Source organism: Mesorhizobium delmotii (genome assembly GCF_900149755.1).
GTDB lineage: Bacteria > Pseudomonadota > Alphaproteobacteria > Rhizobiales > Rhizobiaceae > Mesorhizobium > Mesorhizobium delmotii.
This window is the reverse complement of the sequence record NZ_FUIG01000022.1, coordinates 32,502-55,147: the sequence shown is the minus strand read 5'-3', so window position 1 is coordinate 55,147 and position 22,646 is coordinate 32,502. Positions and strand designations below refer to the sequence as shown.

Sequence of the window (22,646 nt, the reverse complement as noted above, 5' to 3'; positions counted from 1 at the left end):
CGCCATCGCCCGATTCCTCTGCTTGCATACGAATTATGTCGAAGCGCGATGCGCGCCGATCCCGCTCGCATCGTTCCTCACGACCCGCGTTCAGGAAGGTCGAAGTTGAGCTGCAACATTCGCGCGATGTTTATCAGAATCGTCTCGCAGACCTTCTTGATTAGGATCCAGGTATTTGACAGTCCAGTTTGCCCCGTTCTTCTTGGTTTCGAGCCGCTGAATTACAAAATCGGTGACGTGCCCGCATCCCGGCTCCTTATGAAGATCCGCGAGGATCAATGCCTTAAGCTCCGAAGCTTCCTTTGCATGTCTTTGCATGGCCGCTCTCCTTCCGGATGACAACTTTCTATAGATCGATCAACTGCATAATCGTGATCTCCGTCATCAAGGGGCTCGTATCATCGCACCAGTTCACCCAACGTGGCGGCAATGCCGCTGCTTGGTGTGTCAGAGTCTAGCCCCTCCACAAATTGCCCCTGTGGGTTCATGATGTAGATGTGGGTGCCGTGATCCATTAGGTAGTCGTCACCGCCCGCCTCGCCCTGGCGCGCCACACCATAGGCGCCATATGCCTCCGAAACCGCAGCGATCTGTTGCGGGCTGCCCGTCAGTCCCACGATGCGCGGATCGAACGCCGCGGTAAAGCTTCCCATCACCTCAGGCGTGTCGCGTTCGGGATCGACGGTGATGAAGAGCGGTTGCAGTTTTGCGGCGTCGGGGCCGAGTTCCTCAATCGCCGCGGCGATTGAGGACAGCGTCGTCGGACAGATGTCGGGACAAGAGGTATAGCCGAAGAAAACCAGCAGCCATTTGCCGCGATAAGTCTCATCGGTGACCGTCGTTCCGTCCGGCGCCGTAAGCGTGAATGAGCCGCCGACCGTCACGGGCGAGTCAGTCCGCGCGAGCGGTTGGCAGATCGACAGGGCCGCTGCGAATATGATGCAGAAGCGGGATATGGGGGACCGTAGGCCCGGAGCGAGGAGTTCATGACGTCGGCTCATCAAGTACCTCCGGTACCTCGAGAAAGACGCTCCAAAACCCGCGACGTTTGCAACTAGCAAACTCGCCTAAACTGCCGAACCTTATCATGTTTTTTTGCTGAATGGCTAGACATGGTACTGGTTTGGCCCTATTTTACAAAGTTGCCGCTCATCCTAATGAAGGAGGTGGCGTTTATGACGATTCGCGAATTGATGAGCGGGCTGGCGGCGATCGCTTTCGTTGCGACGATGTCCGCGCCAACGCAAGCCTACGAAGAGAGTCCGGTCACGGGAGGCGGAACGATCGAGGGTACGGTCGTCTACCGCGGGGACGTGCCGACAACAAAGATCATCCCCACCAAGGATGTCGAGGTGTGCGGGGCCCCCCGCGAGGAGCCGCTGATCGAGATCGGAGGCGATCAGGCCGTGCTGAACGCGGCGCTGTACCTGGTCGACGTGGCAAAGGGAAAAGCCTGGCCGGAGCCCGGCAAGCCGCCTGAGCTTAACAACCTCAAATGCCGCTTTGAACCCGCGGTTCAGATGATACCGGCCGGTTCGCTGGAGGTGGTCAACAGCGACCCAATGCTCCACAACACCCATGGCTATTATGGCAAGCGCACCGCCTTCAACCTGGCGCTGCCCAATAAGGGCCAGCGCATACCTGTCGAACTGAAGCGCGCCGGCACAGTCCGCATCGACTGCGACGCGCATGGCTGGATGGAAGGCTGGGTCTATGTGGTGGACAATCCCTACTACGCGATCACCGGCGCCGATGGCAAGTTCAGCATCCCCGATGTACCGCCTGGGGACTACAAGCTCGTGGCGATCCACCCCTTCACCGGACCCATCGAGCAGCCCGTAAAGGTAGAGGAGAATAAGGCCACCAGTCTGACGATTGAACTGAAAAAATAAGAAAATGGGCGACCCACTGATTCAACAGGGTCGCGTTCCTGCGAGAAGACCGACGCTTTAAGAAACGGTCTGCACTGAGGAGGAACCCTGATGTCTGACGAGCTTGACCGCATTCGGCGCGAAATGCATGCGGTGCTGCAGCCGCCTGGAGTACGCCCTGACGACTCGCTGCAAATCACCCGCCGCACCTTCATTCACAGATCGCTGCTGTTCGGCGCTGCTTCCGTCGGCCAGACCTTCGCGTGGTGGCCGCTGCTCAACACCATCGACGTCGCTCACGCCGCCGAAGCGCCCTTCAAGTTTGCCTGGATTTCGGACACCCATCTCTACGAGAGATCCCTCAACACGCGCTTCGTCGACAAGGTGGTGCGCGCCGTGCAAGAGGTCCAGGCCATGGATCCGCCGGCCGACTTCCTGATCTTCGGCGGCGACCTGGCCCAGCTCGGAAAGATCGAGGAACTTGAGCTTGGCGTCGAGCTCCTCAAGGATCTGACGATCAAGAAGTACTACATCCCGGGCGAGCATGACTGGTATCTGGATATGGGCAAGAAGTGGGGCGAGTTGTTCGGCCAACCCAACTGGACCTTCGATCACAAGGGCGTGCGCTTCATCGGGCTCGATACGGTCAGCCGGGGGCCGGACTACTGGACAGCGAAGAAGATGACGCCAGAGGAGCGCATGGGCCATATGGCGACCCTCGACGGCACGGTTGCCGGCGCGTGGGCAGGCGTCGGCCGCGACCAACTCGACTGGATGCAGAAGACGCTCGCCGACTGGGACAAATCCAAACCGATCGTCATCTTCAGCCATAATCCGCTCTACGAGTACTACCCGCCCTGGAACTTCTGGGTGCGCGACTGGCGCGAAGTGAATGAGGTGCTGAAGCCTTATACCAAGGTCACCAACATCCATGGTCACGTCCACCAGGTACTCTACAACGAGATCGGGTCCATGCGCTCGATCGGCATGCTGGCGACCTCCTGGCCCTGGCCCTATGCGCCGGAGGGCGTGCCCAAGCTCACCAAACCAATGATCCGGGCCGACCCCGGCGATCACTTCGATGGGGTTGGCTGGGAAACCGTGAACGTGAACGCCGACGACAAGGTCGACGTCGAGTACATCATGTGGGGCCGCAAGGAGGTTTTCGTTCAGTCGGACCCGGATTCCTCGCTTAGTCAGCCCGAGAAGTTGCGACCGCGAATGGCCGACAATATGTGGCCATACTAAGGGAGGGCCATACTAAGGGAGGAATGGCGATGACAATCAGAGCGATTCTCGGCACGTTGTGCCGTCCGTTCTCCGTCGCTGCGATTGCGGTGGTCGCCGTCGTAGTCGGCCCCAGCAGTGCCCACAAGGCACCTCACACACCGGAGCAGTTGAAACTATTCGACGAGGTGCTCATGGAGGAGGTCAGGAAGGGCGACCTCTTGTTCCATGGCGATGCGGCGACCGCCAAACAGATGAACGTCGTCCTCTCCAAGACGGGAATGGCCTGCGCAATGTGCCATCCCATGGCCTCCGACACCCACCCGCAGTCCTACCCGAAGTTCCAGGTTGAAATCAACAAATTCGCGACGCTACGCGACATGATCAACTGGTGCATCGAGAAGCCCAATCAGGGCGAAAAGATCGAGTTCGATTCGGAGGCAATGAAGGCCTTGGAAGCGTACATCCTCTGGTCGAACGCCGGCTCGGTGTTGGTCCCCGGCAAGCATTAGTTCTTTCGGCTTGGCGCGGGCTGAGGGGACGAGCTGCGCCGGAAGATATCTGAAACCGGCAACCGACATCGGGTGGTCTCGATGCCGGCAAAATTGGGAGTATTGAAAAGTCGCGCGGCTCAAGCGCGCGTGATGGAAGAGGCGCGCCCGTGGAAGAAACATTGCGTGGCAAATTTGCCGGTATCGACCTGGATGAACTGGTCGACTGGACGGTTGTGCGAACTTGGCTCTATTGGGGCATGTTCTGGCTCTTGGTCACACCGTCGATCGGTGTGGCGCTGTCGGGCCTCTTCAATTATCCCGATTACCTCGGCACCACCCTGGGACTGACCTTCGGCAGGTTGCGGCCGGTCCATGTCAACGGCGTCATCTTTGGCGCCTTTTCCTCCCTCTTCATCGGTGAATGCTATTACTTGGTGCCGCGCCTATGCGGTGTGCGGGTGCCGTGGCCGCGATGGAGCGTATCGCTGGCCTGGCTGTGGAATATCTCCGTGGCGGCAGCGCTCATCTCGTTGCCGTTCGGCGAAAACCACGGCCTCGAAGCGGGCGAGTTCCCGCTGTTCGCCAAAATCCCGATCTTTCTCGTTGTCGCCGTGGCGACCGCACAATTTCTGATCGCCATCGGCCGACGCCTCGAGCCACCGCTCTATGTCGCGCTCTGGTATCTGATCGGGGCTTTCGTGTGGACGACGATGAATCTCGTACTGGGCATCATCCTACCCTACACAATTTCTGGCATAAACAGCGCGGCCTTCCACGGCCTCTACATCCACTACATCGTCGGATTGTGGCTCACGCCGGCGGGCTACGTGCTGATCTACAACTTCTTGCCGCTCAGCGTGCGCAATCCGATCTATGGCCACAAGCTCTCGCTCGTCGGCTTCTGGTCCCTCGCCCTATTCTACCCCTTCGTCGGCATCCATCATTATCTCTACAGCCCGATCGCCGATTGGGCCGAGACGATCGCGATCGTCACCTCCATGCTACTGATCATTCCGGTGTGGACGGTGCTGGTGAACTTCTTCGGCACGGTGAAGGGCCGCTGGGAAGCCTTCGGTCAGAACCTCCCGGCAAAATTCCTGATCATGGGCTCACTGATGTACCTGGCAGGGTGTTTCCAAGGCTCGACGGAGGCTTTGCGCTCGATCCAGCAGCCGACCCATTTCACTGATTTCGTCATCTCGCACTCGCACCTCACCGTGTTCGGGACGTTCGTGGTCTGGGCAATGGGCGGCCTGGTCTATGTCTGGCCGCGGGCGTGCGGGCGCGAGCTTTGGTCGTTCACAATGGGCAATTGGGCATTTTGGCTGATTACCGTCGGTATCTCCACCATGGGCCTGGTGCTGACCGCAGCCGGACTGCAGCAAGGCTTCCAGTGGATGGCCGGCACCGAATGGCTCGACACGGTGATCTCGATGCGACCCTATTGGCTGGTACGTACCATGGGTGGCATAACCATGGATATCGGGATGACGCTTCTCGTCATTAATCTGATGATGACGGCGCTAACCCGCCCCGCCGAAGTGGCGGAAGGTCCGGCATTCGGTGCGGCACCGGTTCCGGCTGGCGGGGCGAACCGATGAGCGCGCGGTTCGTTACGCTAGTAGCCGGCATCTTTTTCTTCTTCGCCGCCCTCGTTACGCAAGGCTTCCTACCATTTTTCGAACCCTCGGCGCGAACCAACCGGGTGACCGCCGTGGTCCGCACCGATTTCGGCCAGCTCAAATGGATGATGACTGAGGCCACCGATTACACGCCGCTGCAACAGCTCGGTCGCGACGTGTATCTGCGCGAAGGTTGCTGGTATTGTCATTCCCAGTACGTGCGCCCGGTGACCGGCGAGACGCGCCGCTGGGGACCGGTGACGGAGTCAGGCGAATTCGCCTACGACGTGCCGCATCTGTTCGGCACGCGGCGCATCGGACCCGATCTGATGCGGGTCGGACTTAAGTTCAGCGACGAGTGGCATCTTGCCCATTTCTGGAATCCACGCATGCTCTCCCCGGATTCGATCATGGCGCCGTATCGCGGGCTGTTCGACGAACCCGAGCAGCCGGTCAAGATCGTCGATGATGGAGCCGGCAATCGTACGCTGGAAAGGACGCCGGTTTCCGAGGGGCTGTTCGACTTCGCTAGCAAGGAGCAGATCAGGCTCACGCCAAACGCCGACGGGCTCCTGTTCGTGCCGATGCAGGCGCGTGGCAAGGCCCCAGTCATTGTGATACCAAACGAGGAATACAAAGGCGACGCGGTCAAGATCGCCGCCGAGACGAAAGACCTGGAAGGCCTCATCGCTTATGTCCAAAAGCTAGGCATGAACCGCGGCAAGTGGCGCGATCTTTTTGAACCGCAGCAGCTTGAAGTGACCGAAGTCACATTCCCGCGTTCGAGTGAATGGATCGCCCATGGCCGCGAGGTCTATGAGCGGCGATGCCTCGGTTGCCATGGCCTGAATGGAGACGGCAATGGGCCTGCTGCGACCTTCCTTCACATACAGCGCCCGCGAAGCTTCGCGGCTGCTGTGTTCAAATTCCGGCTGACCAAGGAGCCACTACCGACTGACGGTGACCTCTTGCGCACGATCACCCGCGGGGTACGCGGCACGGCGATGCCGGCCTGGTATGAACTGCCTCTCACGGATCGGCTCGCCGTCATCCAGTACATTAAATACGAACTGGCGGTGGACCGCTCCGATCCGGCGGAGCCTTATGCATTTTTCATCGAAGAGCCACCCGGCCCTCCTCTCTACATCGCAAAGCCGCCCACTGCTTCTCAGGCAATCATCGATCGCGGCAAGGAAGTGTGGCAGATCGCGAAATGCTGGGAGTGCCATGGTCAAGGCGGAAAGGGCGATGGGCAGAAGGCTGCCGGGCTGAAGGACGATCTCGGCTTCTCCATCGTGCCTGCGGACCTCACCAGCGGCCAGTTCAAGTCAGGGGCGGCGGTGGAGGATATCTTCCGGACCATGACGACCGGGTTGAGCGGCACGCCTATGCCCTCCTATCGGGACTCGTTGCCCGAGGAGGACCGCTGGGCGCTCTCGTACTACGTCCTCGCACTTTCCGCCTATAAGGACCCGCTCACATTGCAGCCGCTGACGATCAGCGACACGGATCGCGCGGCGCTTAATGATCTGACGCTGGAGGCGGCTTCTCCGGATAGGGCCTATGTTCCGGGCGGGGGGCCGGCGCAGAAGGCTTCCGAACTCGGCGAAGGTAACGGCGGATCGGTGACCGAGAAACAAAATGCTACTGAAGGAGGCTGAGTTATGCTCGGATTTGAGGTCACCGGACCCTACCTAAGTGCCTTGCTGATGAGCCTTGGTGCGCTCTGTATCTTTATTTGGGGCGTGCTTTCAGGTGCCTTCCACGGCGCCGATGACGCGGCCACTAGGTTCTACGAAAGGGAAGTGGAAAATGACAACGCCAAGCACACCGGAGAGTGACGACTCGGATCACGGTTCGGACCACGAGATGGAGGAGTACGCCGGCGGCACTATCCAGTCGCGACACGGATATATCCCGGTATGGCTGCTGGTCGTCTACGCGGTTCTTTTCGTCTGGGGGCTCTACTACGCCTACCTTTATTGGGGCGGGGTCGGGCCGGGAAGGATCGGCTAGGGAGCACGGTCGCGCACGCTAGGTGATGGCCGAGGAATTGAGAGAAGGAGCAGGAGATGCTGGTAGCCAAGATCGTAATGGGTTTAGCGATTCTGAATCTTTTCCTACTGGCCTCCGCGCTCGCTATGAACGTTGCCCTTGCTTATTTCGGCTGACCAGGAGGAGGCGTATGCTTGCAGATACCGTTTTCTCGTTCGCAAATGCGAGCCCGTACCAAGCGATTGCCTTTATCGGCGGCGCGATAGCCCACATCGCCTTCTTCGTATGGGTGGCGTACCTCGTGCGCCATTAGCGGCGCGGAGCAACACCTCTGGTTGATCGAGCGATGCGCCGGCAGGAGGTCTGCCAATGACCTATTATCTCGTGATCTTCGCCGCTGGGTTCGCGGGCAGCTTTCACTGCATCGGTATGTGCAGCGGCTTTGCCTGCGCGCTGGGCCGCGATCAGCGAGGGGGAGGCGCAACCGTCCTTCGCCACCTGCTCTATAATACCGGCCGATTGACAACCTATTGCTTTCTGGGCGGGCTGGCGGGCGCGCTCGGTCAGGTCATCTGCACCACGCAAGGTTCAATGGCGCCGCCGCTCTTGAACGACTCCCTCGACATCGCCCAGCGAATTCTCGCGATCGTCGCCGGCCTGCTCATGATTGCCATGGCGTTGCAGTTCTTCGGCTTGCTGCAGGTCTTCCATCGCCTTGCGATCGGATTCGGCGGCAGCACATTTGCAATGTCCCTGCGCAGTCTGCTGACGGCCCGGAGCAGCGCCGCGCCGCTCGCCTTTGGCCTGTTCAACGGCTTCCTGCCATGTCCTCTGGTCTATGCCTTCGCCGCCCAGGCGGCGAGCACCGCCGGAGCGCTTCCCGGCTTTCTCGTCATGGCGTCGTTTGGATTGGGAACCTTTCCCGCGATGTTGATGATGGGCGGCGTTGGCCAGGTTCTCGGGCCAGCCTGGCGGCTGCGCGGCGTTAGGCTGGCCGGCGGCTTTATTCTTTTGCTCGGCGTCATCACGCTCGGCCGTGGTCTGCTGCCTTCCGACGCGCATATCGGCCTTGCCTGGCTGGGCGGACATCCCGCATGACTGCGCATGGCGATATCCTGTGTAGCCATTGCTCGCTGCCCATCGGCCCGCGCCCGATGGAGCGCAGGCTCAACGGGGAAGCTTGCGCGTTCTGCTGCTACGGCTGTTGCATCGCCTTTCAGGTGAAGAGCGGCAGACACGAAGAGTGGGAGGCCGCCTGGCTGCTGATCCAGCTCGGCGTGGGCGGCTTTCTCTCCATGAATATCATGATGTTCAGCCTCCTCCTCTATTCGGACGCTTTCACCGGCGTCGATGCGGGCGTGCTGCCGTGGATTCATCTTGTGCTCTGGATCTTCGCGACGCCGGCGGTGCTGATTCTCGGCAGCCCCTATTTTCGTGAAATGTGGCTCGATGGTATTCAGGGACGCGTGACATCATCAGCACTCATCGTGCTTGGCGTCGCTGCCGCCTATCTTTATTCGGCATTTGCCGTGTTCGAGGGCAGCACGCACGTCTATTTCGACACCGCCGTGATGGTGCTGATGCTGTTCACCGTTGGCCGCTATCTCGAGGCCGTTGGCCGCGCCAGGGCGGCGCGCGACCTCGAACCGCTCCTCGCCGCCGAAAGCGAGAGCGCAACAGTTGTCGATGGCGCGGCAGAGATCCGCCGCCCAGTGCGGGAGGTGACGGCCGGCATGCTGGTTCGGGTCCGGCCAGGCGAGCGCATTCCAGTCGACGGCGTGGTTGTCGAGGGGGAATCGAACATCGATGAAGCCGTGATCACCGGAGAAAGCCGGCAAGTGACAAAGGGCGCCGGCTCCAAGGTGATTGCCGGCAGTATCAATATCGACGGCCCGCTCCTGATCCAAAGCAGCGGTGACGGAACCGCAACCCGCTGGGCACAGATTTGCCGGTCGGTGCGCGAAGCGCTGGGCCGTCGCAGTCCAACCCAACGCCTTGCCGATCGCGTCGTTGGCGTGGCCGTGCCGCTTGTCCTCGCCCTCGGCGGGCTGACGATCGTCTACTGGGCGCAGTCATTGCCGTTCGATCGGGCGTTGCTGATTGGCCTTTCGGTACTGGTGGTTGCCTGTCCTTGTGCCGCAGGCCTGGCCGCTCCGATGGCGACATCGCTCGGCATTGGCCGGCTGGCGCGACACGGTTGCCTCGTCCGCGACCCCGGCGTGATCGAGACCCTCGCGCGTGTACGGTTGCTAGCTTTCGACAAGACCGGCACTCTGACGGCGGGAAAGGCGCGTCTCGTCGGCGTCGACCGCGAGGAGGTCGGCATCGACGAAGTGCTGGCGCGCGCCGCCGGTCTGGAGCGCCATTCCGAGCATGATCTGGCACGGGCCATCGCGGCGGCAGCCGCTCAGCGCGGCATCACGCCGCTCGTCATCCGCGATGTCCGGGCGGTTCCCGGTCGTGGCATCCGTGGCAGCGCAAATGGCGTGCCCATGGCGGCGGGGAACGGCCGATTGATGAATGATCTGGGCTGGCCGCTTCCCCCTGCACTGGCCGAACGTGCGCGGTCGCGGGAGGCGAGCGGTCATTCGGTGGTCTATGTCGGTTGGGGCGAGCGGGTTCACGCGGTGCTGTCGCTCGATGATTCGCCGCTTCCCGAGGCGCAGGCGGCGATCGCAGCACTGCGTGAGCGCGGGCTCGACGCCACGCTGTTGACCGGCGACCTGGCGCCGGCGGCGGAGCGGATCGCGGCCCTGGTCGGGATCAAGGACGTCCAAGCGGGCCTTTCGCCGGAGGCCAAACGGCTGGCCCTGGATCGGCTCCGCCATGACCACGGTTCGGTGGCGATGGTCGGCGATGGACTGAATGACGGGCCGGTCCTGGCCGCCGCAGATGTCGGTATCGCCGTCGGCTCCGCCACCGATCTCGCCCGCGAGACTGCGGCGCTCGTGCTGCCTGCGGACGGATTGTGGATGCTGCCCTGGATCGTCGACGTGGCCCGCGCGGTCCGCAGGACCATCTTGACCAACCTTATGTGGGCGTTCGGCTACAACCTCGTCGCCCTGACGTTCGCAGCATTCGGACTTCTGCAGCCAATCCTTGCGGCGGCGGTCATGGCCGGCTCGAGCATCCTCGTGGTGGTAAATTCGCTGCGGCTGGAGCGGCTGCCCGACCCTATTCCAACGCTGATCCCGGAGCAACGATCCGACACCAAGGCGGAGCGTACCCACGATGGCGCCGGCATTTCGGCAATGGCCGGCCCGGCCGTCGAGCGGAGTTGAGTTTCGTTTCAGCCAAACACGTCGTGCGTGAAGGCGTCATACCAGCCTTCCGCCGCGCGCGCAGCCTGCCGGCGGACCTCGGAGCTTTCCTCGACCTTGCTGACGAAGCTGATGACGCTCTTGAGCTTCCCGTCGACGGGCTTGAAGCTGATGGCGTTGCTGAACGCATCGTCGGGGGCGAGATAGGTGTAGCAAGTGTTGAACAAATGCGCCGGGAAACGCGCTGATCCGGTGAGATCGGCCGCGATGGCAAAGGCGCAGGCTTTGGCCTGGCTGTTGGCGCAGAAGGCGGATTTCGGCATATCCCCGCCGATGATCGCGTCACCGACCAGATGGACGCCGGGCTGCAGCGCCGATTCGAAGGTGACCGGATCGACCGGACACCAGCCCGACCGATTGGCGAGCCCCGCCTGCTGCGCCAAGCGCCCGGCCATTTGCGCCGGGATAACATTGGCCACCGCGGCCTTGAATGTTGCTCCCGCGGTGATCACCGACCGGGTCTTCGCGTCGATTGCCGTGACCCCGCCAGTGAACTGGGCCGGTAGCCATTCGATCATTCCCGGATAGTGGCGGTTCCAGGCGTCCTGGAACAGGTCCTGCGCGTTGAAGCTGTCTTTCGCATCGAGGATCAGAATTTTGGCCTTGGGCTTGCGGCGTTGGAAATAGGATGCGACGAGCGAAGCGCGCTCGTAGGGGGCGGGCGGGCAGCGAAACGGATTCGGCGGAGCAACCAGCACGAACAGCCCGCCGTCCTCCATGCTTTCCAGTTGCTGGCGCAACAGCCTGGTTTGCTGCCCTGCATTCCAGGCGTGCGGCATGATCTCCATCGCCGCTTCGTCATAGCCCTCAAGCGCCCGATCCCTGAATGCGATGCCTGGCGCAACAACGAGACGGTCGTAGCTGAGCTTTGAACCGTTGTTGAGCGCAACGGTTCTCGCCGCCGGGTGAATCGCCGCGGCGGACTCATGAATGACGATGACACCATATTGTTTTGCCAGCGCTTCATAACCATGACTGAGCAATTCGAACGGGCGCAGCCCGGCGAGATAGAGATTGCTGAAGAAACAGGTCGCGTAGCTCTGCCGCGGTTCAACCAGGGTCACCTCGATAGCCGTGGCGCTGGCGGCGAGATATCTGGCGACCGTTGCGCCGCCGATGCCGCCGCCGATCACGACGACACGCGCCTTGGCCTGGCCCCGCGCCTTCGGCTGGTTGAGCGCCGTTAGCAACGCTGCTCCGGTGAGGCGTCCGAACTCGCGACGAGTCCAGGATTTCATCGCGGGTTACTCCCCTGCGCTGCGACATAGCGCGCGACGCTCGCGATCTCCTCGTCGCTGAGCGACAGCGCGATAACGTGCATGATGTGATTTGGACTCTCGCTCGCCCGGTAGGCAAGCAGGGCGTTGGTGAGCCTCTCCTCACCAAGCCCGATGATGCTGGGAATGCCTGTGCCGCCGCCATCGAGACGATGGCAGGACGCACAGGTTGCGGCGAGTTGAGCGCCTTGATCGGGCCCCGCCGCCGCGCCGGATTGGCTGAAGAGCAGCACGAGGCCCGTGGCAATCGCAGATCTCGCGACGGGGCGCATGCTGAATACCCGTCTGTTTCGCAGTTTTCCGGTCACGCTCCCACTCAACTTGTCACGCTATAATTCGCGCAGCTCGATTGCGTCGCCACCTCAACCCACCGTGAACTGGTGCGACAACATATGGACGGCACCGCCGTCTTCTTCCCAGACAAAATCGAGCCGGCCGCTCTCCGTCGCGCGCAAGGAAAATTCGAAGAACGGGTTGGCCGAAATCGCCTCGTGAAGATCGACACTGAACACCACGGTTTCGTTGTAGCGGCAGACAAACTTGTTGATGATCTTGCGCGGGATTACATTGCCTTGATCATCATGGCGTAGCCCCGTTTCCATCTCATGGCTGATGATGGTCTTGACCTGAAAAATCTCCCCCTTCGCCGCAGCATTTGGCACGATCACGCGTGGTGTCGGGGTGGTCACTGTCTCTCTCCGATCTCAGGCACAGCCATCCGTAGCGACACGGACCCACGTCGTGGTCATCAGCAAGATGCCGTCATTCATTTCAGCGACAGCGACGACGTGTTGCGGTTTGGCAAGCCGGATGCGTGTCGACACGCGGGGCAGACTGCGTTGCGGGACGAAGTGGAAACTGGCCACTTCGATGAGCGGGTTCCGCGGCGCGAACACGCGCATCTGCCTCACATGGTCGGCCTCGGTCATGGGGCTATCGATGTAAAGACTCATGGGCACGGTGTAGCCGGTCGGGAAGTCCGTCGGCATTATCAGGTGAAGGCGATCCGACACCGTGGCCGTCCGTCCGGTGAACTGCTTGACGAGATCCAGCGCTTCATCGTTCGCACGCGCGCTCCGCGGCGAGAAGAACGCGACCCCGGCAACCCCCCCACTCCCGGCGATCAGCACATCGCGGCGCGTCAAGCTCATCGTCCCGGTCTCCAAACCCTGCCACTCTTTAGGCCACTCCAAGAACACATCGGCGGCGGCAGGCGGCGCACTCGGACAACATCAGTGCGGCAGCTTCTACCAAATTTAGCACCGACAACCGCTGGGAGCAATCTCGCGGAAGTGCCCATGGCCGCCCTTTAAACCAATGCATTCTGTTTTACCGGCCGTTGGAAGCACGCCGGCGGATTCTGCGACTACCCAACTTCGGTCGCCGGCCTGATCGCTGGAGGCGTTATTGCGGCACCGCTGTCGGGATAGATGGTCAAGGCATTGCGGGAAAGGACGCCATTGCGGGTTGTCGGATCTCTGATCACACTCTTGGCCGGCTATCAGATGCTCGAATTAACTGGAGCGCTCGAACCGCGCCAGCGCAATGTCTGATTTACAAGCATGCGCGACATTCATGATAAGGCTGAAAAGGACGGGTTAGGGTCAGGAACGACGCTTTGCGAAAGCGCCGCTCCCTTGTGTGTCAGAGTTCAACCTGCTCAGAGATCGCCAATGCGTCGTCGACTTCAATGCCCAGGTAGCGCACGGTGCTCTCCAGCTTTGTATGACCAAGAAGCTGTTGCACGGCTCGGATATTGCTGATCTCCTTGTAGATCTGCGACGCCTTGGTCCGCCTCATCGAGTGCGTGCCGTACCGTTTCGGGTCGAGGCCGATGCTGGCCACCCATTTGTCTACGATCCGCCCATACTGCCTTGTTGATATGTGCGGCTTTGCCCGAACCCGACTCGGGAATAGGAAATCCCTTTCGGCGAGGTGGCGGCAGTTTATCCATGCACCGACGGCGGCTCGGGTCTGCTCTGTGATCTCGAACTGTACCGGCCGCCCCTGGCCGACTATGTGGCCTCTGTTCCAACTAGGCATGGTCTTTCTCCCATGCCGCCCTCCACAGCCGCAGCGCCCGATGTGAGCTCATGAATTGTAACGCCTAACCCGAAGCCGCCCCGAAGGATTTGGTTCAGGCGTTACCGAATTGCACTGCCCGATGAAGTGGACCATGGCAATGGGCGCGGTCGCGCCACTTTGCGCAGACCACGACGAAGGTCTCGATCCGCCCAACGCGGCCATTCTTGAGACCGTCTGGCGCCCCGAAAGCGACGATCAGCGGAGCCGAAACTTCTTATCATTTCCACCTAGGGCAACAGCATATGCTCTTCGACACCCTTGCAGGACGTGCTCCGCTGGAAGCCGCCCAGGAGGTTCTCTCGCGATCCTATTCAGGGCGTCGCGAGGCCGGTTCCGCGACGGGCCGCATCGACGCTCCACGCGCCGCCTCCCGCGAAAAAGAAGTACAGGAAAATGAAGCAGTAGAGGATCGCCGCGTCGCCCTGGTTGACAACCGGAAAGAAGTTTTGCGGCGCGTGCGCCATGAAATAGGCGACCGCCATGTTGCCGGACAGAATGAACGCGACGGGCCGGGTGAAGAGTCCGAGGGCAAGCAGCACGCCTCCGATCACCTCGATCAATCCCTGAATCACAAAAAGCCCCGACAGTTGCATCGGCTCGGGAGCGGGCGGAAAATTGAAGAACTTTTGAGTTCCGTGCTCCAGAAACAGCAGCGCCGACATGATCCTCACGACGCTTAACCACTCCGGAGCCCAGGCCGAAATCTTGTCGAAATTCATCAGTTGGCCTCCATCATGACCCGGTGATTCCGGCCAGCAGGCTGAATTATCAGCGGGTCTGCTCTTCGCACCGATTTTGCGAAGAGGGTATGATGCACAGCGCGAGGCGTAAACCAATACTCCCAGTTCACAGTCGCGTGACATCCGGTCGTACTATTGATGGAGTGCCGAGCCGCGGGAGCCTAGACCTTGCCGATTGCGCTCGCTCCGCCAGTGACTAGCGCGCAATGTCGCCGACCGTGATGGCGACCAGGTCGCAACCTCGAAGCTTGCGAGATTGAAGAGTGCCAGATCCCGTTCTGCGCCGGACACCTGCAGTCGTGTTCGAATGCTCCAGACCTCACGCGGTTGAGAGGAGGCTTCTGACCGACGATGTGGCCACTGTTCCTGTTAGGCATGGTTTCTCTCCCATGCCACCCTCCGCAGCCGCAGCGCTCAACACAAGCAGGCGAATGTAATAAAGGCTGAGAGCGTCGCCGAGGGTTTCAGCCGAAAGGGTTACCGGGCTCCCGGTTGATCGAAGCCGCGGGGCCGGCCAATGGGCGCAATCGCGCCAGATTCGGACATTGACCGCCCCGGCGAATAGGGGCGGGAGTCGAAGTTCCGGAAGTTCGGATTGAAGCCCCGCCGTGGGCTGGCTGCGAATGAGCCGGCGTCGCCGCCGACCTTCTTCGGCTGCGCTAAACACGTAGATCTCATTGTTGACTTAATCGCTAGACATTGTAGCTTGCCGGCTGCTCGGAGAACGTGCAGTCATGACAGTCGTCTTTCCCCGAATGTGGAATTCAGCCAGCACCACGCCGTCGGCCAAGTCGGTTGCGATCATCGGCGGCGGTGCAAGCGGAGTGCTGATGGCGGCGCATCTCCTGCGAAGCGGTAACTCCGGCCTCGAGATCACCATCATAGAGAAGCAGGCCTCACTCGGGCGAGGTCTCGCCTATTCGACCGACCTCCCGGAGCACGTTCTCAACGTCCGGGCAGCCAACATGAGCGCCTTTGCCGATGATCCCGACCATTTCGCGCGCTGGCTGAAGGCACGCAGCTTCCCCATCGATGATGCGACCACGTATTTTGCTCCCCGTCGGCTCTATGGCGAATATCTTGGAGAGTTGTTGACTGAGCCTCGGCAGAAGGGTGGTCCGCGATTGCGGATCGTCGATGAGGAATGCGTCGAGGTTTTGCAGCGCGGCGGCTATCTGGAGCTGCGCCTTTCGAACGGGTCCAACATTGTGGCGCAGCAATGCGTCCTGGCCACAGGTCACGACCGCACAGCGAATCGCGGCGGGTCGCTGCTTGCACCCTCAAAAGAGCGGCAAGCCGCCTTGCCCGGACCGGCCGATCGCGTCCTGATCCTCGGCACCGGTCTCAGCATGGTCGATACCTGTCTCTCGCTGCTGCTTCGCGGACATGTCGGGGAGATCGTCGCCGTTTCACGCAGAGGCCTGCTCCCAGCCGTGCACAGAAAGACCAGCCCCATCGTCATTCAAGGAGCCGACATACCGCTTGACCGAAGCCTGCCAGAATTCGTCCGCTGGTTCCGGGATCTAGTTCGCTCGACTGAGGCGCACGGCGGCGACTGGCGTGACGTCGTGGACGGCTTGCGACCTCACAATCAGGCGATCTGGCGGACATGGCCCGATGCTTCTAGACGACAGTTCTTCAGGCACCTGAAGGCTTGGTGGGACATCCACCGGCATCGAATGGCGCCTGAGGTAAGCGAGCGGCTCTCCAAGGCGATCGCAAACGGTCAGCTACGCGTAATCGCGGGCCGAGTGCTCGACGTGACATCCGACGACGCCGGTTTCGTGGCAAGGCTGCGCCGTCGAAACAACCAGCTCGTCGAGGAAATTCGGGTTGCACACGTCTACGAATGCGCCGGCGTCATTACCGACCCTGGCAGGAGCACAAATCCCCTGATCCGGTCGCTTCTGGCGGCCGGCGTGGCCCGAGCGGATCCGCTTCGAATCGGCCTCGACGTCGCCGCCGATGGCGCCCTGATCAGTCGAGAAGGCGCTTGCAACGATCGTATCTACGCCGTGGGTCCACTCACCCGCGGCACTTTTCTGGAGATCGAGGCGGTCCCCGACATCCGTATCCAGTGCCAGAATCTCGCCAGTTTGTTGGTCAAACAGCCCGTCTCGATGCGGTGAGCCTGAGGCGCCAGATCACACCGTCGAAGGGCGGCGCCGTGGTCTGAGCAGGTTGGCGTTCGGCAGCTCTCATTCGCGCAGGTAATTCATTCCATATAAAGTCTATGAAATTAGTAGAATTTTCTTTGAGAGCATTCTCCGGGCCCGATACGCTCACCGAAATCAGGCAATCCGACTGCGCCGCTTAAATTGTGGGGCGCAGCGTGAGGCATGCGTCGTGCCCGCCGGTTCAAAGTCTTGGCTGACATTGGAAGAGGAGTCCGATTTTGATGAATACCTTCCTACGATATCTCGCGCAGATCACGCTCGCCGGCAGCATCGCGCTGGGCGTTGCGACCGCAGCCCATGCCGAGGACAAGGTTGTCCGGATTGGCTTCCAGAAGTACGGCACGCTCATTCTGCTGAAGACAAAGGGACTGCTTGAGGAAAAGCTGAAACCGCAGGGCTACACGGTCGAATGGACCGAGTTCCCGGCTGGCCCGCAGCTGCTCGAGGCGCTCAACGTCGGCTCCATCGACTTCGGCACGACCGGCGAGGCGCCACCCATCTTCGCGCAGGCCGCCGGCGCGCCGCTGGTCTATGTCGGCTATGAGCCTCCAGCGCCGGAAGCCGAGGCGATCCTCGTTCCCAAGGACAGCCCGCTCAAGACGGTGGCCGACCTGAAGGGCAAGAAGGTCGCACTGAACAAAGGCTCGAACGTCCACTACCTGCTGGTCAAGGCTCTGGAGAAGGCGGGACTTGGCTACACGGACATCGAGGTGAACTTCCTGCCGCCGGCCGACGCGCGCGCCGCCTTCGAGAAGCAAGCGGTCGATGCCTGGGTTATCTGGGAGCCGTTCCTGGCTGCAGCAGAGGCAGCAACCGGCGCCAGACAGCTGGCCAACGGCAGCGGCGTCGTGGACAACCACGAGTTCTATCTCGCCTCCCGCGACTTCCTCGATGCCCACCCTGATGTGGTCGACACGATCGTCGCGTCGCTCGGCGAGGTCGACACGTGGATCAACGCCAACCGCGGCGACGTGGCCGAGCAGTTCTCGCCGGCGCTCGGCATTCCGGTAGACGTCCTCGAAGTCGCCGTCGAACGGCGGACGTACGGCGTGAAGCCGATCACGCCGGAGGTGGTGGCCGCTCAGCAGAAGATCGCCGACGTTTTTCATCGACTTGGCCTGATCCCGGCCGCGATCCGGATCGCCGACGCAGTGAAGAAACCACAGTCATGAATGCGCCCGCCGACATCGCGCCTGACCGAGTGAATGTGCTCTGGTTCCTGCCGACCCATGGAGACGGCAGGTACCTCGGCACCGCGGTCGGCGGCCGTGCAACTGACCTCCCGTATCTGCGCCAGATCGCGCAGGCGGCGGACCAACTGGGCTACTACGGCGTGCTTTTGCCCACTGGAAAGAGCTGCGAGGATTCCTGGATTGTCGCTTCGGCGATGCTCACCTCCACCGAGCAGCTGAGATTCCTGGTCGCGGTGCGGCCAGGGCTGCAGCCACCGACGGTCGCGGCCCGCATGACCGCGACGCTCGATCGACTTTCGGCTGGACGCCTGTTGATCAACGTCGTCACCGGCGGCGACCCGATCGAGAACAAGGGCGACGGCATCTTCCTCAGCCATGCCGACCGCTACGAGATCACCCGCGAGTTCATGCATGCCTACAAGGCGCTGCTCGCCGGGGAGACCGTGACGACGTCAGGCAAGCATATCCGTCTCGAGGGCGGACAGTTGCTGTTTCCGCCGGTGCAGGCACCGCACCCGCCGCTCTATTTCGGCGGGTCCTCGGTAGAAGGAATCGAAGTAGCCGCCGAGACGGTCGACAAATACCTGACTTGGGGTGAGCCGCCGGCACTCGTCGCCGAAAAGATCGCCAAGGTGAAGGCAGCGACCGGGAAGTGTGGCCGAAAGCTCAGCTTCGGCATTCGTCTCCACGTTATCGTGCGCGAGACCTCCGATGAGGCCTGGGCGGCAGCAGACCACCTCATAGCGCATCTCGACGACGAAACGATCGCCAAGGCGCAGTCCGTGTTCGCGCGGATGGACTCCGTCGGCCAGAGCCGGATGAGCGCACTGCATGGCGGCCGCCGCGACAAGCTGATCGTCAGCCCGAATCTTTGGGCAGGCGTCGGCCTGGTTAGAGGCGGCGCGGGCACCGCCCTCGTCGGCTCGCCCGAGGAAGTGGCGGCGCGCATGAACGAATATCGCTCCATCGGGATCGACACGTTCATCCTGTCCGGCTACCCGCATCTCGAAGAGGCCTATCGCTTCGCCGAGCTCGTCTTCCCGCTGCTGCCGCTGGCGCACGCGCCGGAGAGGGCCGAACTCTCTGTCAACACCGGTCCGTTCGGCGAGACGATCGCCAACGAGATCCGTCCGGCCGCAAGAAAGGCGTCCTGAGCATGGCCGGGCCATCGCGCCTTCATGGCACCGGCGCAGCGGCGCTCAGGACGCTGGCGTCCTGGGCACTCCCGATCGTGCTGCTGATCGCATGGGAGATCGCCTCGCGAAGCGGCACACTGTCGACGCGTCTCCTACCGGCGCCGAGCGCGGTAGCCGCCGCCTTCTGGGAGAGCCTGCGCAATGGCACGCTTCTCACCCATGCAACAATCTCGACCGAGCGAGCGCTGAAGGGCCTGCTCATCGGCGGTGGCATCGGCTTCGTGCTGGGAGTCCTCGCCGGTATATCGCGGCCGGCCGAAACAGTGTTCGACTCGTCGATGCAGATGCTCCGCAACGTGCCGCATCTCGCCATCATCCCGCTCGTCATCCTCTGGTTCGGGATTGGTGAGGAAGCGAAGATCTTCCTCGTGGCGATCGGGACCGCGTTTCCGCTCTACCTCAATACCTTTCACGGCATCCGCACTGTCGATCCGAAACTGATCGAGATGGCGCGTGTCTATGGGCTCGGTCCCGTACCGCTGTTCTGGCGGGTAATCTTGCCTGGCGCCATGCCGTCGATTCTTGTCGGCCTTCGTTTCTCGCTCGGCCTCATGTGGCTCACCCTGATCGTAGCCGAGACGATCTCGGCGTCCTCGGGCATCGGCTACATGACGATGAACGCGCGCGAGTTCCTGCAGACCGACGTCGTCGTCCTCGGCATCATCGTTTACGCGCTACTCGGCAAGCTCGCCGATTTCATCACGCGGCTGCTCGAGGCGCGGGCGCTTGCCTGGCACCCTACCTATCGCCTCACCGTCACCAGGGGAGCGACGTCGTGAGAGAATCTGCGACCGTGCTGCGGCTGCACAAGGATGCCGCGTTCCACGAAGCGGATGCGCTGGCCGAGTCAAACCTGCTTCGCGAGGCGGGACCGCGCGGTCAAGACGCGCCGTCACTGAACGGGCAGGACATACGACTTGATCGCTTGTCCAAATCCTTCGGAGACAGAAGTGTCCTGTCCGACCTCGATCTGGTCATTCCTGCCGGACAGCTGCTGGCGATTGTCGGCCGCTCCGGCTGTGGCAAGTCCACCCTCCTTCGCCTGATCGCGGGACTCGATCGTCCGACGAGCGGAATGATTGCCATCGGCGACGCCGAGGTCCAGTCGCTGCAGCCGAACGTGCGCCTTCTCTTCCAGGACGCGCGGCTGCTGCCCTGGCATCGCGTACTGAGCAATGTCGGCATCGCGCGCACGAAGGGGTGGCAGGAGACTGCTGCGGCAGCCCTCGCCGATGTCGGGCTTGCCGATCGGTGGAACGACTGGCCTGCCGTCCTGTCCGGCGGCCAGGCTCAACGTGTCGCTCTCGCCAGAGCTCTGGTGAGCCGACCGGACGTCCTGCTGCTCGACGAGCCGTTCGGCGCTCTCGATGCACTGACGCGCATGGAGATGCATCGCCTACTCGAGCGCATATGGCGCGAGCACGGTTTTACGACCGTGCTCATCACCCACGACGTCGCCGAAGCTGTGGCACTCGCGGACCGGGTGCTCGTCATTCGCGACGGCGGCATAACACTCGACTTGCCGGTCGATCTTCCCCGCCCACGACGCGAGGGGGCCGACACCGCGGCTGTCGCCCTGCAGTCACGAATTCTCGAAGAGGTATAGGCGCGGCGTCGATCCGTGCGCTTCGGTGAAAAGTAGGAGATGACAATGACGCATCGGGATCGCGGAATGGAAAACAAGGGTCAGACCCGCCGTACAGCATCCACATCCGCAGACCTTCGCGATGGCGGCCGCCGCCGCTTTCTTGGCGAAGCCGGGGGCATGGCAGCGATGGCGGTTACCGGCGTGCCGTCCCTCGCAATTGTCGGCTCGACCGGGGTCGAGGCCGGCGAGGAGGCTTCAGGGGATGCACATCTTGTGTTCCGCAAGCACGCATTCGTCGTGCGAAGCGCCGCAGCGGATGCGGATTTCGCGGTGGCGATACCGCCGCATCCGGTCAATGGCGACGAGCAGAAGTATCCGAACCTGATCGGCTCCGACACGCGCGGCCTGCCGCATGACGAACGCGGCGAGGTCGACCGCACGGCCTTCGACGCAACGTTGAAGGCCTATGCCTCGGGCGATCCGACCGACTTCGAGGCGATACCGCTCGGCGGCAAGCGCAAGCAGCTCAATCCGATCGGCTCCCTCGCCGTGAACCTGACAGGCTGCGTCGGCCCGCAGTTCGCGATCCCGCCGGCGCCCGCGCTCGACAGCGCAACGCGCGCGAGCGAAGCTGTCGAGCTCTACTGGCAGTCGCTGCTGCGCGACGTTCCGCTGTCCGAGCTGACGAACGACACCAAGAACAAGGACGTGCTCGTCGCGGTCGACGAGTTGAACAAGCTTGCCGCCTTCGAGGGCCCGCGCAAGGACGGTGGCATCACGCCGGAGACGCTGTTCCGCGGGACGGCGCTCTATGTCGACGCGGCCGATCCGTCCGGGCGAACCGGGCGCTATGTCACGCCGCCCGGCACGCTGGTTGGTCCTTACATTTCCCAGTTTCTGCTCAAGGATACCCCTTACGGCAGCCAGCTCATCCCGGCGCGCATCCGCACCGCCGCGGCCGGGACCGATTTCCTCACCGGCTATGACGAGTGGCTCGCCATCCAGAACGGCATTCCGCCTGCGAAGCCGACCAGCTTCGACCCGACGCCGCGCTATATCGCGACCGGCCGGGACCTCGCCGAATACGTGCACAACAATCCGGCCGCCTTCTGGTCGGCTGCCCTGCTGCTCGGCGTGGGACCCGACAAGGCCAATGCCGGGTTCGGTGGGTTCGGGATTCCGTTTGCCAAATCCAATCCGTACCTGAACTCGAAGACGCAGACTGGCGGCTACAGCACTTTCGGCCTGCCCTATGCGCAAAGCCTGCTGCCGGTCACCGCATCGCTCGCCATCCGAGTCGCCTACTGGCAGAAGTTCTATGTCCACCGCGCCTTGCGGCCGGAAGCCTATGGCGGGCTGATCCACCACCGCATCACCAACAAGGTGGACGCCTATCCCGTCCACGGCGACATCCTGAACTCCGCCGCTCTAGCACGAAGTGTCGGCAAGTTCGGCACCCATCTCCTGTCGCACGTCTATCCGGAAGGAGCGCCGATCCACTCCAGCTATCCCGGCGGGGCGGCCCAAATCGCCGCGTCCAACGTGACGATCCTCAAGGCGCTTTTCGATGAGGACGCCGTCCTCGCCAATCCCGTGCAGCCCGACCCGAAGGATCCGACGAAGCTCGTCCCCTACAAGGGTGAGCCGCTCACCGTCGGCGGCGAGCTGAACAAGCTCGCCTGGAACTATGGGGTCGGACGCGACTGGGCTGGCATCCATTGGCGCTCCGATTTCTCGGCGTCGCTGGCGCTCGGCGAAGAGCTCGCGATCAGTATTCTGCGCAACGAACGGCAAACGTATCGCGAGCCGTTCGAGAAATTCACGTTCACCCGCTTCGACGGGACGGAGGCCGAGGTCTGAT

23 protein-coding genes and 2 pseudogenes are annotated in these 22,646 nt (G+C 62.1%); 17 read left to right on the top strand and 8 right to left on the bottom strand.

Translation table 11 applies throughout. From position 1 onward, the window contains the following. Positions 1-90: 90 nt before the first annotated feature. Positions 91-318 (bottom strand): hypothetical protein, encoded by a 228-nt coding sequence (locus BQ8482_RS13080; protein WP_244602781.1) that lies wholly within the window; start codon positions 316-318, stop codon positions 91-93. An 80-nt stretch (positions 319-398) separates the two neighbouring features. Next, on the bottom strand, positions 399-884 hold the full coding sequence (locus BQ8482_RS13075; protein ID WP_244602780.1) for an SCO family protein: 486 nt from the start codon (positions 882-884) through the stop codon (positions 399-401). A gap of 309 nt (positions 885-1,193) precedes the next feature. On the opposite strand from BQ8482_RS13075, the gene BQ8482_RS13070 reads away from it, so the two are divergent. The 10 genes from BQ8482_RS13070 (at position 1,194) to BQ8482_RS13035 (ending at position 10,490) form a co-directional block, all read left to right on the top strand. After that, positions 1,194-1,892, top strand: a complete 699-nt coding sequence (locus BQ8482_RS13070; protein ID WP_425294098.1) for a hypothetical protein — start codon at positions 1,194-1,196, stop codon at positions 1,890-1,892. A 90-nt stretch (positions 1,893-1,982) separates the two neighbouring features. Next, positions 1,983-3,119 (top strand): metallophosphoesterase family protein, encoded by a 1,137-nt coding sequence (locus tag BQ8482_RS13065; RefSeq protein ID WP_123148006.1) that lies wholly within the window; start codon positions 1,983-1,985, stop codon positions 3,117-3,119. A 29-nt stretch (positions 3,120-3,148) separates the two neighbouring features. Next, complete coding sequence (locus BQ8482_RS13060) at positions 3,149-3,610, top strand: c-type cytochrome (protein ID WP_123148005.1); 462 nt, start codon at positions 3,149-3,151, stop codon at positions 3,608-3,610. A 161-nt stretch (positions 3,611-3,771) separates the two neighbouring features. Then, a complete protein-coding gene (locus BQ8482_RS13055; protein WP_123148060.1) occupies positions 3,772-5,193 on the top strand; it encodes a cbb3-type cytochrome c oxidase subunit I in 1,422 nt (473 codons plus the stop codon). After that, a complete protein-coding gene (locus BQ8482_RS13050; RefSeq protein WP_123148004.1) occupies positions 5,190-6,875 on the top strand; it encodes a cbb3-type cytochrome c oxidase subunit II in 1,686 nt (561 codons plus the stop codon). Before BQ8482_RS13055 ends, BQ8482_RS13050 begins: the two co-directional genes overlap by 4 nt. 3 nt (positions 6,876-6,878) lie before the next feature. Then, positions 6,879-7,055: a hypothetical protein gene (locus BQ8482_RS38100; protein ID WP_165848552.1), complete on the top strand. Its 177-nt coding sequence runs from the start codon at positions 6,879-6,881 to the stop codon at positions 7,053-7,055. Next, on the top strand, positions 7,027-7,230 hold the full coding sequence (locus tag BQ8482_RS13045) for a hypothetical protein (RefSeq protein WP_133254763.1): 204 nt from the start codon (positions 7,027-7,029) through the stop codon (positions 7,228-7,230). Before BQ8482_RS38100 ends, BQ8482_RS13045 begins: the two co-directional genes overlap by 29 nt. A gap of 169 nt (positions 7,231-7,399) precedes the next feature. Continuing rightward, positions 7,400-7,522 (top strand): hypothetical protein, encoded by a 123-nt coding sequence (locus BQ8482_RS40065; RefSeq protein WP_280178825.1) that lies wholly within the window; start codon positions 7,400-7,402, stop codon positions 7,520-7,522. A 56-nt stretch (positions 7,523-7,578) separates the two neighbouring features. Continuing rightward, positions 7,579-8,307, top strand: coding sequence for a sulfite exporter TauE/SafE family protein (locus BQ8482_RS13040; protein ID WP_123148002.1), 729 nt, complete (start codon positions 7,579-7,581; stop codon positions 8,305-8,307). After that, complete coding sequence (locus tag BQ8482_RS13035) at positions 8,304-10,490, top strand: heavy metal translocating P-type ATPase (protein ID WP_244602778.1); 2,187 nt, start codon at positions 8,304-8,306, stop codon at positions 10,488-10,490. Before BQ8482_RS13040 ends, BQ8482_RS13035 begins: the two co-directional genes overlap by 4 nt. A gap of 8 nt (positions 10,491-10,498) precedes the next feature. On the opposite strand, the gene BQ8482_RS13030 is transcribed toward BQ8482_RS13035, so the two are convergent. Genes BQ8482_RS13030 through BQ8482_RS13015 form a run of 4 tightly spaced genes read right to left on the bottom strand, consistent with a single transcriptional unit; the run spans position 10,499 to position 12,957 of the window. After that, entirely contained in the window at positions 10,499-11,767 is a 1,269-nt protein-coding gene (locus tag BQ8482_RS13030) for an NAD(P)/FAD-dependent oxidoreductase (RefSeq protein WP_123148000.1), read from the bottom strand. Then, the gene (locus BQ8482_RS13025) at positions 11,764-12,114 is read right to left on the bottom strand and encodes a c-type cytochrome (RefSeq protein WP_244602777.1); all 351 of its coding nucleotides are present in this window, start codon (positions 12,112-12,114) and stop codon (positions 11,764-11,766) included. The genes BQ8482_RS13030 and BQ8482_RS13025 overlap by 4 nt, the downstream gene beginning before the upstream one ends. A gap of 54 nt (positions 12,115-12,168) precedes the next feature. Next, on the bottom strand, positions 12,169-12,495 hold the full coding sequence (gene soxZ / locus BQ8482_RS13020) for a thiosulfate oxidation carrier complex protein SoxZ (RefSeq protein WP_208867669.1): 327 nt from the start codon (positions 12,493-12,495) through the stop codon (positions 12,169-12,171). 15 nt (positions 12,496-12,510) lie between these two features. After that, positions 12,511-12,957, bottom strand: a complete 447-nt coding sequence (locus tag BQ8482_RS13015) for a thiosulfate oxidation carrier protein SoxY (RefSeq protein WP_123147998.1) — start codon at positions 12,955-12,957, stop codon at positions 12,511-12,513. Positions 12,958-13,125: 168 nt separating this feature from the next. Between BQ8482_RS13015 and BQ8482_RS39205 the strand changes: the two are divergent. Next, a pseudogene (locus BQ8482_RS39205) lies at positions 13,126-13,359 on the top strand (sulfite exporter TauE/SafE family protein); the annotation flags it as partial. A gap of 91 nt (positions 13,360-13,450) precedes the next feature. On the opposite strand, the pseudogene BQ8482_RS13005 reads toward BQ8482_RS39205, so the two are convergent. Together BQ8482_RS13005 and BQ8482_RS13000 are read right to left on the bottom strand one after the other, a co-directional pair. Then, positions 13,451-13,813 (bottom strand): annotated as a pseudogene (locus BQ8482_RS13005) (tyrosine-type recombinase/integrase); the annotation flags it as partial. Positions 13,814-14,202: 389 nt separating this feature from the next. Further along, on the bottom strand, positions 14,203-14,613 hold the full coding sequence (locus BQ8482_RS13000) for a DoxX family protein (RefSeq protein ID WP_123148058.1): 411 nt from the start codon (positions 14,611-14,613) through the stop codon (positions 14,203-14,205). 752 nt (positions 14,614-15,365) lie between these two features. Between BQ8482_RS13000 and BQ8482_RS12990 the strand changes: the two genes are divergently transcribed. The 6 genes from BQ8482_RS12990 to BQ8482_RS39200 all read left to right on the top strand — a co-directional run bounded on the left by BQ8482_RS12990 (position 15,366) and on the right by BQ8482_RS39200 (position 22,645). Next, positions 15,366-16,760: an FAD/NAD(P)-binding protein gene (locus tag BQ8482_RS12990; RefSeq protein ID WP_244602776.1), complete on the top strand. Its 1,395-nt coding sequence runs from the start codon at positions 15,366-15,368 to the stop codon at positions 16,758-16,760. Positions 16,761-17,029: 269 nt separating this feature from the next. Beyond that, on the top strand, positions 17,030-17,980 hold the full coding sequence (locus tag BQ8482_RS12985; RefSeq protein ID WP_123147995.1) for a sulfonate ABC transporter substrate-binding protein: 951 nt from the start codon (positions 17,030-17,032) through the stop codon (positions 17,978-17,980). Next, positions 17,977-19,155, top strand: coding sequence for an FMNH2-dependent alkanesulfonate monooxygenase (ssuD, locus tag BQ8482_RS12980; RefSeq protein ID WP_123147994.1), 1,179 nt, complete (start codon positions 17,977-17,979; stop codon positions 19,153-19,155). The genes BQ8482_RS12985 and ssuD overlap by 4 nt, the downstream gene beginning before the upstream one ends. 2 nt (positions 19,156-19,157) lie before the next feature. Further along, positions 19,158-19,976, top strand: a complete 819-nt coding sequence (gene ssuC, locus BQ8482_RS12975) for an aliphatic sulfonate ABC transporter permease SsuC (protein WP_123147993.1) — start codon at positions 19,158-19,160, stop codon at positions 19,974-19,976. A 74-nt stretch (positions 19,977-20,050) separates the two neighbouring features. Beyond that, complete coding sequence (locus BQ8482_RS12970; protein ID WP_425294097.1) at positions 20,051-20,803, top strand: ATP-binding cassette domain-containing protein; 753 nt, start codon at positions 20,051-20,053, stop codon at positions 20,801-20,803. Positions 20,804-20,848: 45 nt separating this feature from the next. Next, on the top strand, positions 20,849-22,645 hold the full coding sequence (locus BQ8482_RS39200; protein WP_244602775.1) for a vanadium-dependent haloperoxidase: 1,797 nt from the start codon (positions 20,849-20,851) through the stop codon (positions 22,643-22,645). Position 22,646 lies beyond the last annotated feature (1 nt).